This window comes from Kribbella catacumbae DSM 19601 (assembly GCF_000372465.1).
GTDB classification, from domain to species: Bacteria; Actinomycetota; Actinomycetes; order Propionibacteriales; family Kribbellaceae; genus Kribbella; species Kribbella catacumbae.
Genome location: NZ_AQUZ01000074.1, coordinates 31,275 through 41,356 on the forward strand (window position 1 = coordinate 31,275; position 10,082 = coordinate 41,356).

The 10,082-nt window shown below is 67.8% G+C and carries 13 protein-coding genes and 1 tRNA gene; 9 read left to right on the top strand and 5 right to left on the bottom strand.

What is annotated here, in order from left to right; translation table 11 throughout:
* Window positions 1-20: 20 nt before the first annotated feature.
* Both A3ES_RS0141225 and A3ES_RS0141230 read left to right on the top strand, forming a co-directional pair.
* Window positions 21-1,409, top strand: coding sequence for a UTP--glucose-1-phosphate uridylyltransferase (locus A3ES_RS0141225; protein ID WP_026163677.1), 1,389 nt, complete (start codon window positions 21-23; stop codon window positions 1,407-1,409).
* Complete coding sequence (locus A3ES_RS0141230) at window positions 1,402-1,872, top strand: GNAT family N-acetyltransferase (protein ID WP_020392705.1); 471 nt, start codon at window positions 1,402-1,404, stop codon at window positions 1,870-1,872. Before A3ES_RS0141225 ends, A3ES_RS0141230 begins: the two co-directional genes overlap by 8 nt.
* On the opposite strand, the gene A3ES_RS0141235 is transcribed toward A3ES_RS0141230, so the two are convergent.
* On the bottom strand, window positions 1,832-2,899 hold the full coding sequence (locus A3ES_RS0141235; RefSeq protein WP_020392706.1) for an ArsR/SmtB family transcription factor: 1,068 nt from the start codon (window positions 2,897-2,899) through the stop codon (window positions 1,832-1,834). The genes A3ES_RS0141230 and A3ES_RS0141235 overlap by 41 nt on opposite strands.
* Before the next feature lie 113 nt (window positions 2,900-3,012).
* Between A3ES_RS0141235 and A3ES_RS50250 the strand changes: the two genes are divergently transcribed.
* The 7 genes from A3ES_RS50250 (at window position 3,013) to A3ES_RS0141270 (ending at window position 8,338) form a co-directional block, all read left to right on the top strand.
* Window positions 3,013-4,371 carry an alpha/beta hydrolase gene (locus A3ES_RS50250; protein WP_063746055.1) on the top strand — a complete coding sequence of 453 codons (1,359 nt, stop codon included), beginning with the start codon at window positions 3,013-3,015 and terminating at the stop codon, window positions 4,369-4,371.
* A gap of 52 nt (window positions 4,372-4,423) precedes the next feature.
* The gene (gene glp / locus A3ES_RS0141245; RefSeq protein ID WP_026163679.1) at window positions 4,424-5,650 is read left to right on the top strand and encodes a molybdotransferase-like divisome protein Glp; all 1,227 of its coding nucleotides are present in this window, start codon (window positions 4,424-4,426) and stop codon (window positions 5,648-5,650) included.
* A complete protein-coding gene (gene moaC, locus A3ES_RS0141250; protein ID WP_020392709.1) occupies window positions 5,647-6,129 on the top strand; it encodes a cyclic pyranopterin monophosphate synthase MoaC in 483 nt (160 codons plus the stop codon). The genes glp and moaC overlap by 4 nt, the downstream gene beginning before the upstream one ends.
* Window positions 6,126-6,614: a MogA/MoaB family molybdenum cofactor biosynthesis protein gene (locus A3ES_RS0141255; RefSeq protein WP_020392710.1), complete on the top strand. Its 489-nt coding sequence runs from the start codon at window positions 6,126-6,128 to the stop codon at window positions 6,612-6,614. Before moaC ends, A3ES_RS0141255 begins: the two co-directional genes overlap by 4 nt.
* Before the next feature lie 41 nt (window positions 6,615-6,655).
* The gene (locus A3ES_RS0141260; RefSeq protein WP_272944665.1) at window positions 6,656-7,231 is read left to right on the top strand and encodes a GNAT family N-acetyltransferase; all 576 of its coding nucleotides are present in this window, start codon (window positions 6,656-6,658) and stop codon (window positions 7,229-7,231) included.
* Window positions 7,232-7,329: 98 nt separating this feature from the next.
* Window positions 7,330-8,163 (top strand): divisome protein SepX/GlpR, encoded by an 834-nt coding sequence (sepX, locus tag A3ES_RS0141265; protein ID WP_020392712.1) that lies wholly within the window; start codon window positions 7,330-7,332, stop codon window positions 8,161-8,163.
* Window positions 8,164-8,265: 102 nt separating this feature from the next.
* A tRNA-Ala gene (locus tag A3ES_RS0141270) sits at window positions 8,266-8,338 on the top strand.
* A 127-nt stretch (window positions 8,339-8,465) separates the two neighbouring features.
* Here A3ES_RS0141270 and A3ES_RS0141275 read toward each other — a convergent pair.
* From A3ES_RS0141275 to A3ES_RS0141285, 4 genes are all read right to left on the bottom strand, one after another.
* Window positions 8,466-8,867, bottom strand: coding sequence for a hypothetical protein (locus A3ES_RS0141275; RefSeq protein ID WP_020392713.1), 402 nt, complete (start codon window positions 8,865-8,867; stop codon window positions 8,466-8,468).
* A complete protein-coding gene (locus A3ES_RS0141280; RefSeq protein WP_020392714.1) occupies window positions 8,867-9,457 on the bottom strand; it encodes a nucleotidyltransferase domain-containing protein in 591 nt (196 codons plus the stop codon). Before A3ES_RS0141280 ends, A3ES_RS0141275 begins: the two co-directional genes overlap by 1 nt.
* 36 nt (window positions 9,458-9,493) lie before the next feature.
* Window positions 9,494-9,889 (bottom strand): TOTE conflict system archaeo-eukaryotic primase domain-containing protein, encoded by a 396-nt coding sequence (locus A3ES_RS57340; protein WP_420323166.1) that lies wholly within the window; start codon window positions 9,887-9,889, stop codon window positions 9,494-9,496.
* Window positions 9,823-10,082 (bottom strand): integrase core domain-containing protein (locus A3ES_RS0141285; protein ID WP_020390813.1); only part of this gene is annotated, 260 nt, incomplete at its 5' end. The genes A3ES_RS0141285 and A3ES_RS57340, both read right to left, overlap by 67 nt.

Here is a 10,082-nt window from a genome sequence, read left to right on the forward strand (position 1 = left end):
GCCTAGCCTAGGGTTGGGACATGAGTGAGGCAGGTCTTCAACAGGCACAGGAGAAGATGCGCGCGGCCGGTGCCGCCGACGTCGCCATCAAGGTCTTCTCGCACTACTACCGGTTGCTCGAGTCAGGCCAGCAGGGCACGATCCGCGAGGACGACATCGAACCGGTGGGTGAACTGCCACACCTGGAGCACCTCGACGCGGACGAGGAGTCCCGCCGGGCCGCCCTCGCCGAGACCGTGGTGATCAAGCTCAACGGCGGCCTCGGTACGTCGATGGGCGTGACCGGCCCGAAGTCGGCGCTGCCGGTCAAGGACGGCCTGAGCTTCCTCGACATCATCGCCCGGCAGATCCTGGCCACCCGCAAGGCGTACGACGTACCGCTGCCGCTGGTCCTGATGAACTCGTTCCGGACCAAGCAGGAGTCGCTGGCGATCCTCAGCGAGTACGCCGACCTGCCGGTGGACGGCGTGCCGCTCGACTTCCAGCAGAACATGGAGCCCAAGCTGCTGGCCGACGACCTGACGCCGGCCGAGTGGCCCGACGATCCCGAGCTGGCCTGGTGTCCGCCCGGCCACGGTGACCTGTTCACCGCGCTGGTCGCGTCCGGCACCCTCGACGCCCTGCGGGAGAAGGGTTTCCGGCACGCGTTCGTCTCCAACGCGGACAACCTCGGCGCGACGCCGGACGGCCGGATCGCCGCCTGGATGGCCGAGCACGAGGTCCCGTTCGGGATGGAGGTCTGCCGCCGGACCAGGTCGGACCGCAAGGGTGGCCACGTCGCCGTCCGGAAGTCCGATGGGCGGCTGATCCTGCGCGACAGTGCGCAGGTGCACCCGGACGACACGTTGTACTTCCAGGACGTCACCCGGCACCGGACCTTCAACACGAACAACCTGTGGATCGACCTCGACCGCCTCGCCGAGCTGATGGCCGGCCACGACGGCGTGCTCGGGCTGCCGATCATCGTCAACCGCAAGACCGTCGACCCGGCCGACTCCTCCTCGCCGAAGGTGATCCAGCTGGAGACCGGGATGGGGACCGCGATCGAGACCTTCGAGGGCTCGCAGGCGGTGGTCGTCGACCGGCGCCGGTTCAAGCCGGTCAAGACGACCAACGACCTGCTCGTACTGCGCTCCGACGTCTACGACCTGAACGAGGCGGGCGACCTGACCACGACGCACGAGGGCGACGAGCCGTACGTCGACCTGGATCCGGACTACTTCAAGATCCTCGCCGACTTCGAGGCCCGGTTCCCGGCCGGCCCGCCGTCGCTGGTCCGGGCCGACCGGCTCGAGGTCCGCGGTGATGTTGCCTTTGGCAAGGATGTGGTGGTGCTCGGCGAGGTCGAGGTGGAGGCGCCAACAGGCGAACGCCGGGAGATCCCCGACGGGACCGAGCTCCGTGGATGATGTCTGGATCCGGCCGATGGAGCCGTACGACACGGACGAGGCCGCAGCGGTTTGGTGGCGGTCCCGGCACGCTGAGGGGTCGCAGTTGCCACCGGCGATCCACACTGCCGAACAGGTGCGCGGCTGGTTCGCCGAGGTGCTGCTACCGGACGGGCAGAGCTGGGTAGCGATGGACGACGGCCGGATCGTCGCCGTGCTCACGCTGGACGGCGACGACCTCGACCAGCTGTACGTCGACCCGGAGTTGGCCGGCCAGGGCGTCGGCTCGACGCTGGTGGATCTCGCCAAGGACCTGCGGCCCGGTGGGCTAGCGCTGTGGACCTTCCAGAGCAACACCCGGGCCCAGGCGTTCTACCGGCGGCACGGCTTCACCGAAGTACGGCGTACCGACGGCGCTGCCAACGAGGAGCGGGTGCCGGACATCAGGATGGTGTGGGGCGCGCATCCCGAAGCGGCGTCGTGAGTCTGTCTGCGGCGGGCGTCCTGGCGTAGTAGACCTCCCGGCCGAGGCGGCGGCGCTCTACTAGGCCACTGCTGTGTAGTCGTCCTAGGTGGTAGGACACGGTGGCTTTGGACAGGCCGAGACGGGCGGCAAGGCTGTGTCCCGGCTGGGGGATCTCCAAGGCGGCTATCAGGCGATGGCGAGTGCCTAGGCCGTCGTTCAGCAGCTCCACGGGAGAGTCGCCCGTGGTGTGGGGACCGATGACGACAGCGCGGCCTCGGCAGGGATAGCCGATCAGTAGATCGTCGCCGGAGATGACGACTGCCCGGCCGCGGTCGAGCAGTACCGAGGGTGCCAGCACGATGCGATGGTGCAGGCGCGTCAGGTCGAGTTCGAGCGGGGAGTCGAGCTGTGCAGCCTGCCCGTCCCAGTCCTCGCCGTCGACGAGTTCAACGGCCGCAGAGGACATCCCGGCCGTCTTCACGAGCTGCAGCCGGTGCATGACGTCGGTCTCGGTCACTGAGCGGATCACCGGCCAGGTCGGCGCCAGGAGCACCTGCCACGCTTCTGCCAAGGCCTGCTGGACAGCATCCAGCAGCGGAGCACTCTGGCCATCCCAAGCCGCTTCGACCAGCGACGTCGGCTCCTTACGCCACTTGTCGGCTACAGCCGGTACTACGCCCAGGTGGCAGGCGAAGGTCTCGTCGACCGGTCCAAGCCGGTAGGTGAGGCGTAGGTGCGCGCGCAGGTCGTCAAGCGGAGTGGCGGCGATGGCGGCCAGCTCAGTCTCGGCGGTAGGGCGGTACTGGTCTGTTAGCGGCATGAGGAAGTCCGGGACGGAGTGTGTCGCGGGATCGATCAAGTCGAGGAGCAGCGCGCGGTTCGCTGGTGAGACCTGCGACCAACGCCGTGGGAGCCATTTCGGTGGCTGGTGTGGACGCTGTTGGACCCACAGCACGGCTTCGACCACGTGCATCATCGGTGACACCGTGAACCGCAGTGTGGACAACTGGCGGTCGTTCAGGCCGAGCCGGATCATCTCAGTCATCATCGCTCGTGGTGGGGTCGGCCGCGAGAGTTCGAAGGTCTCGAATGGATGGCGGCCGGTCCTGTGGGCGAGGTGAGGTGTGCCACCAGCGCCTGATCGGTTTGGAGCCCACGATGCGCCGACACCTGCTTTTAGCGACCACCCTGATCGCTGGCCTGATGGCCGGCGGAAGTACGGCTCAGGCGAGCAACCCGGCGTGGACTGGGCTCAGCCCGTGTGCACAGCCCGAGTTGGCTGCCTATCTGTGCGGAGAGCTGACCGTCAGGCTGGATCGGGATGACCGGCGGAGTAAGACTCTTGACCTGCCCGTCCTGGTGGGAGGGAATCCGCAGGCGAAGCGCACGATGCTGATGCTCACTGGAGGACCTGGGCAGCCAGGCCCGATCCTTGCGCCGCGAGTGCTTCAGGCGTTCGAGGGGATCAAGAACGACTACCGCATCGTGATGCTCGACCAGCGAGGGACAGGCGCGGACGCACTGAACTGTCCCGAGCTCCAGAGCGAGCGTGGCGGCAGCGACCTCCGTGTGCCGAGCAGGGCCGCAGTGCTGGCGTGTGCAGCGACTCTGGGCGCCGACCGTGAGCACTACGCGACTACTGACTCCGTTGCCGACTTCGAGGACTTACGGCGAGCACTCAAGGTCGACCGGTGGGCAGTCAACGGTGTCTCCTACGGCACGTACACCGCTCAGCGGTACGCCGCCGCACACCGGTCCAGAGTCACCCACCTCGTACTGGACTCGACAGTGCCGGTCGATTCCTTCCGGGCTGAGCTAGTGGAGACCTTCGGCGAGTTCGCGCGAGTGCTACGGGACGTCTGCGCGGCTCCCGGCCGAAACTGTCCCGGCGACCCTGCGGCCGACTTGGCGTCTGTAGTACGGCAGGACCCCGCTCTCGGCCCAAAGCTGCTCGAGGCGATCACCATGATGGGCTACGTCGACCCGGCCCGCCTCCTGTTCGCCCCGGAGGCACTGCACGCGGCGGCTGGTGGTGACAGCACCCGGCTGCGAGACCTCTTCGCACTGGTCGACCGCTTCAGCCAGACGCCGGCATCGCAGTACAGCCAGGGACTCCAAGCGGCGACTCTCTGTCTCGATCTGGACTTCCCCTGGGGTGGTGCCCAGTCGCCTGAGCACAGCAGGGCCCGTAAGGCCGATCGGGCCGTCAGCAAGCTGACTCCCGAGCAGATGTGGCCGTTCAACGCCGCAACGGCGCGGGGGAATGGCGAGATGGTGATGTGCGAGTACTGGCCCAAGGTCAAGGACTCTGAGGTCCACGGGCTGTCACTGCGAGGAGTCAACGCTTTGCTGCTGCACGGCGAGCGCGACCTCGGTACGCCGCTGGTCTGGGCGCAGGAGGCTCAACGGGACGTCCCGGGGTCGCGGCTGGTCGTAGTACCGGATGGTGGTCACTCGCTGCAGGTCAGCGGAGCGGGCACTGTTCGGCAGACCGTCACGGAGTTCCTCTTGCGCTGATCGGCGGATGCGTGGTCTAAGGCGGCTACCCCGAGCGACTAGAGTCGCTTGCGTGAGACGGAGTGTGGACGAGCATCTGGAAGCAGTACTCGGCAGGGTGAGGCCGCTGCCGCCGTTCGAGCAGCCGTTGATGGAGGCGCTCGGGCTGGTGCTCTGTGAGGACGTCGTGTCGCCGGTTAGCTTGCCTGGCTTCGACAACTCGGCCATGGACGGGTACGCCGTACAGGCGGGCGACCTGGCCGGTGCTGCCCCGGAGAACCCGATCACCCTGCCCGTGGTCGGCGAGATCGCCGCCGGGCGGAGTGAGCCGATCGTGGTGACTCCGGGTACGTGCGTACGGATCATGACGGGCGCACCGATGCCCCGCGGCGCCGACAGCGTCGTACCGGTCGAGTGGACCGACGGGGGAGCCGCGTCCGTCCGCATCGTGCAGCAGCCGGCGCTAGGAGCCTCCGTACGCCGTGCCGGCGAGGACCTGCGGGCCGGCGACAAGGTGATGGACCGCGACACCGTGCTGAGCCCGCGACAGATCGCAGTACTCGCTGCGGTCGGCAGAGCTCGAGTGAAGGTGCGTCCGCGGCCGCGAGTAGTAGTGGTCTCCACTGGCGCCGAGCTGCGCGAGCCGGGTACGCGGCTGGGCGACGGGCAGATCTACGACTCCAACAGCTACACGCTCGCTGCGGCCGCTAGGCAGGCCGGTGCTGTCGTGTACCGCGTGGGCATCGTCGATGACGACCCGAAGAAGATCATGGACACGCTGTCGGACCAGCTGGTCCGTGCGGACCTGGTGATCACCTCTGGTGGCGTCAGCAAGGGCGTGTACGACGTAGTCAAGGAAGTGCTGACCAAGCTCGGCACTATCGACTTCCCCGAGGTCGCCATGCAGCCGGGCAAGCCGCAGGGCTTCGGTGTGATGGGTGACGACGAGGTGCCGATCTTCACCCTGCCGGGCAACCCGGTGTCGGCGTACGTGTCGTTCGAGGTGTTCGTCCGGCCCGCACTACGCAAGCTGATGGGTGCGATGCCGTACCGGCGTCAGGCGGTGCAGGGCGTCGTACTGGACGGGTTCTCGTCGCCTGCCGGGCGGCGGCAGTTCGTCCGGGCAGCGGCCACCTCCGGCGATGAGGGCTGGATGGCCAGTACAGTCGGCGGGCACGGCTCGCACCTGCTCGGCGGGTTGAGCCGCTCGAACGCGCTGATCGTGGTGCCCGAGGACGTCACTGCTGTCCGGGCCGGCGAGCAAGCGGAGCTCTGGTTGCTGGACGAGGAGACCGGATGACGGAACCTGCCGGGGGGCTGACCCACGTGGACGCCACCGGTGCCGCCCGGATGGTCGACGTCTCGGAGAAGACGGCCGGCGCCCGGCGGGCCGTTGCCTCCGGCAAGGTCCTGGTATCGGCAGAGGTGGTCGCGGCGCTGCGTGGCGACGGCGTACCGAAGGGGGACGCACTCGCTGTCGCACGGATCGCCGGGATCATGGGAGCGAAGCGGACGCCGGACTTGATTCCGCTGTGCCACCCGATCGCCATCACTGGGGCGAAGGTCGAGCTGGAGGTGACAGACGACGCAGTACTGATCGTTGCCGCCGTCAAGACCACCGACCGGACCGGAGTGGAGATGGAGGCGCTGACAGCTGTAGCGGTCGCTGGGCTTGCAGTGATCGACATGGTGAAGGCACTCGATCCGGCGGCTGTGCTGTCCGACGTACGGGTGGAGCTGAAAGAAGGCGGCAAGACCGGGCACTGGGAGCGGCCGTGAGGGCTCTGGTCGTCAGCATCTCGAACCGTGCCGCCGCTGGGGTCTATGAGGACACCACTGGGCCGCTGATCGCGGAACGACTCGCTACATGGGGTTTCGCCGTCGACGGGCCGCAGGTAGTGCCCGATGGGGCACCGGTGGGTGATGCGTTAGTGGCGGCAGTCGCAGCGGAGTACGACGTCGTAGTGACGACAGGTGGCACTGGCATCTCGCCTACGGACGAGACGCCGGAGCGCACGCGAGCAGTGCTCGAGACGGAGATCCCGGGCATCGCTGAGGCCATCCGTGCCTATGGGATAGGCCAGGGCGTTCCTACTGCGGCGCTGTCGCGAGGACTGGCCGGACTAGCCGGCCGGACGGTGATCGTGAACCTGCCGGGCTCCCGTGGTGGCGTCAAAGACGGCCTGGTCGTGCTGGAGCCACTACTGCGACATGCGGTCGACCAGGTGCGTGGTGGAGACCACCCTCGGTCGGACCAGGACTGATGGCGGTCGTGCACTGGCCCGTGGAACTCCAACACGGGCAGGTGACCCTGAGGCCGCTCAAGGCCACCGACGGCCCCGAGTGGAGCGCCGCACGCCAGCGGAACATCAGCTGGCTCCGCCCTTGGGACGCGACGCAGCCGCCCGGTGCAGACGACGGTGCACGTACCTTCCGGGCAATGGCTCGCGACTGGAACCGCCAGGCCCGCTACGGCCGCATGCTGCCCTTCGTCATCACGTACGCCGGTGCTGCGGGCGCGGGCGCCAAGGCGAAGCGGCCACTCGTCGGGCAGCTGACAGTGTCGGGAATCACCTATGGCTCAGCGCGTTGGGCGAACCTCGGCTACTGGGTCGACGAGCAGTACGCCGGCCGCGGGATCGTGCCGGCAGCCGTCGCGCTGGCTGCCGATCACTGCTGGTTCACGCTCGGACTGCACCGCCTCGAAGTCGCGATTCGCCCCGAGAACAAGGCAAGTCTGCGGGTGGTGGAGAAGCTCGGCTTCCGCTATGAAGGAGACCGGCCGCGCTTCCTGCACATCGACGGCGACTGGCGCGACCATCGCATCTTCGCCCTCAACGCCGAGGAAGTCGGGCCCGGCCTGGTAGCACGATTGCGCTGATCACGCTGCGTGCTTATTCACACCAGTCACACGAGTCTTCTTGCGACACACCGGCGCACGTACCGGACCTGAACCTCCCGGGGTCTTAGCGTCGTCGCATGGGGACGACAGGGCTGATCTATGTGGCGATCGTCGCCGCGTGGGCCGCTTACCTCGTCCCGATGCTGCTGAAGCGCAACGACGAGGCCAGCGCGCGCCGCTCGGCGGAGAAGTACTCGTCGTCGGCTGCGCGCGTGCTGTCGCGGCAGTCCGACGTCCAGGCGCGCTCGCGGTACGTCGTACGACCACCAGGCTCGCCTGACGCATCGCCTGAGGCGGCGTCGCCGGATGAGGGCACCGAGGATCTGTCGCCGCCGACGCGATACGTCCCGAACCGAGCCCGCCGGGTGGCCGCTATGCGCCGCCGGCGGGTGCTGTCGATCCTGACCCTTTCGCTTTTGACAGTCACGGCACTGGCGAGCTTCCAGATGCTGGCGTGGTGGACGCTCTCGATGCCGACGACGCTGATCGCGGCGTTCGTCGTACTCACTCGCGTGCAGCTTCGGCGCCAGGCCCGCGAGCGGTCCGCCGTGGCCGCCGAGCGCCGGGCGCGGCAGGAAGCCCACCACGATCGCGGCCCGGCTAAGGCACCGTCGCCTGACCACGAGCTGACGATCGAGGTCAAGCTGCCGGTCGCCGCGGAGCCCGTTGCCGCGACGAAGCCTGCGCCGCCCGCCGAGGGCCTCTGGGACCCGGTGCCGGTGACGCTGCCGACGTACGTGATGAAGGAGAAGGCACCGGATCGGACGGTCCGCACGATCAGCCTGTCCGGGCCGGAGGTCTTCTCCTCAGCCCGCACCGCCGACCCCGAGCCGGAGGCGGCCCCCGTCGTACCGGAGCCGGCCCCGGCCCCCGTCGAGGAACCCGAAATCCGCCGCGCCGTCGGCGACTGACCAAGCCCGCAAGGCCCTCCCGGGCCGAAGCGCTCCCGGTTTCAGAGAGCGACCGATCGCGTGTTAGAGTTTCGCGGTCGCAACGGAACACCGCGACAAGCTGGGGCTGTGGCGCAGTTGGTAGCGCGCTTCGTTCGCAACGAAGAGGCCAGGGGTTCGAATCCCCTCAGCTCCACCCAGGTCAGAGGCCCTTTCCGAGTCATCGGGGAGGGCCTTTCGCTTGCCGTACAGCAGTGAAGTACAGCTCGCCAGCGAATGCGCCGACGTATCGGCCACCTGGTCCGGTGCGTCAACGTGGCCGGTCAGCGTCCGAGGCGCACGATCTCGACCGCAAGCTCCACCAGTGTGCGCGCCCGGCGGACCAGAGGTTCGGCCTTGATCGCGGTCACCACATCAGTCCCGTACTCGACATCACCTTTGGCCGAGACCAATTCACGCAGCGCCCTTTCGCCTGCGGCGGCCTCGGCCCGCTTGGCCAGCGACTGTCGGAGTTCCTTCGCCGCGGTGGCGTGATCCTTCTTCTTGCTTGTCGAACCGGTGAGCGCGGTGACGATCGCATCCTTCGCGCTGATTCCGGCGTGGATCGCGTCGCCGGCTGCCGGGGTGTACCGCATGGCGGCAAGGTTGGCTTCGGCCGAGGCGAGATACTCCTCGGCCTTCTTGAGGAAGCTCTTGGCGTGGTTGCGCTGCTCGGCCGTGGCCATCATGCAGCTCCGTGCTTGACGCGCGGCTTGGCGCCGATCAGCGCGACGCCGTCACGGAGGATGTCGCTGACGACCGGCTCTCCCGAGGCAGCCAGCCGATTGAAGTCGGCCTCGGTCAAGACGAGGACATCGCAATCGTTGCCGAGACGCATACGGACACTGTCCTCAAGCTCAACGCGGTTGTCCCAGTCGGGCGGCGCAATGACTGCTAGGTCGATATCACTGTCCGGCGTTGCCTCTCCGCGAGCGATCGACCCGAAGAGGAGCACTGCCTGCACGTCGCCGTCGGTCACCGCGCTGACCGCTTCTCGCAGGGCTGCCACCGGGTCCAGCAGAGTCCGCAGCGGAGCCACAGAGGCGTGCTCCTCGTTGATGGTGTGTACGCCGGCCCGCCCGATGGTCTGGGTCTCCGCCAGGCCGAGCTTGGTCAGCGACTTCAGGGCTTCTTGGACAGTCCATAGGCTGTAGTCGTCGCTGAGCAGGCTATGGATCTGTCGCCCGGTCAGGGGTGTGTCGGTGCGCAGCAGGGCCGCAAGCACTGCGCCACGTGCCCCGGGGATGATCCCGCCGAACGGCTCATTGAAGAACATATGACCAAAGTACCAGTCATATGAAAGGTGTAGCAGTCACATGACAGGTGACGTTGGCGAGCAATCCCTAGGTGCTGTCGCACCGTCCTGGCGCGCCTTGCCGTGCAGAGGCGCGGCGATCAGATTCCCGACACCGCCCGCCGGTAGCACATCCTGTGATGGGAACAACCGGTCGTAGCTGGCCAGGTCCATGCGACCACGCACCGCCATCGCCTCCCGTAACAGGGCGGTACCGAGCCTGCGAGCAGTTTCGGCGGGCACGGGCGCGGTGAAGAACACCCACGCGTGCGCGCCCACGCCCGAGCGCGATACCTCCAACGCCGCTGGCACGGGCCTTACCCCCGGTTCATGGACACGGTGGTGGATTACGCCGCCGACGGGAGCGTAGCGGGGTAGAGGGTTTCGTAGGTGTTCGGGGAGTGGTAGCGGCACCAGGAGTGCCGCCTGCGGGTGTTGTAGCGGGTGACCCAGCGGAACACTTCGCGGCGGCAGGTGGCCTCGTCGGGCCAGGAGTTGTGGTCTTGGAGGATCTCTCGCTTGAGGGTCGCGTTGAACGACTCGGCGAGTGCGTTGTCGGCGCTCGTGCCGACCGCACCCATGGACTGGGTCACGCCGAGGGCGTTGC

What these genes read in the sequence shown, in the direction of transcription:
- A3ES_RS50250 (WP_063746055.1), top strand. Translation starts at nt 3,013, where the DNA reads ATGCGCCGACACCTGCTTTTAGCGACCACCCTGATCGCTGGCCTGATG.
- A3ES_RS0141225 (WP_026163677.1), top strand. Translation starts at nt 21, where the DNA reads ATGAGTGAGGCAGGTCTTCAACAGGCACAGGAGAAGATGCGCGCGGCC.
- sepX (WP_020392712.1), top strand. Translation starts at nt 7,330, where the DNA reads ATGGGGACGACAGGGCTGATCTATGTGGCGATCGTCGCCGCGTGGGCC.
- A3ES_RS0141235 (WP_020392706.1), bottom strand. Translation starts at nt 2,899, where the DNA reads ATGACTGAGATGATCCGGCTCGGCCTGAACGACCGCCAGTTGTCCACA.
- A3ES_RS0141275 (WP_020392713.1), bottom strand. Translation starts at nt 8,867, where the DNA reads ATGGCCACGGCCGAGCAGCGCAACCACGCCAAGAGCTTCCTCAAGAAG.
- moaC (WP_020392709.1), top strand. Translation starts at nt 5,647, where the DNA reads ATGACGGAACCTGCCGGGGGGCTGACCCACGTGGACGCCACCGGTGCC.
- A3ES_RS0141280 (WP_020392714.1), bottom strand. Translation starts at nt 9,457, where the DNA reads ATGTTCTTCAATGAGCCGTTCGGCGGGATCATCCCCGGGGCACGTGGC.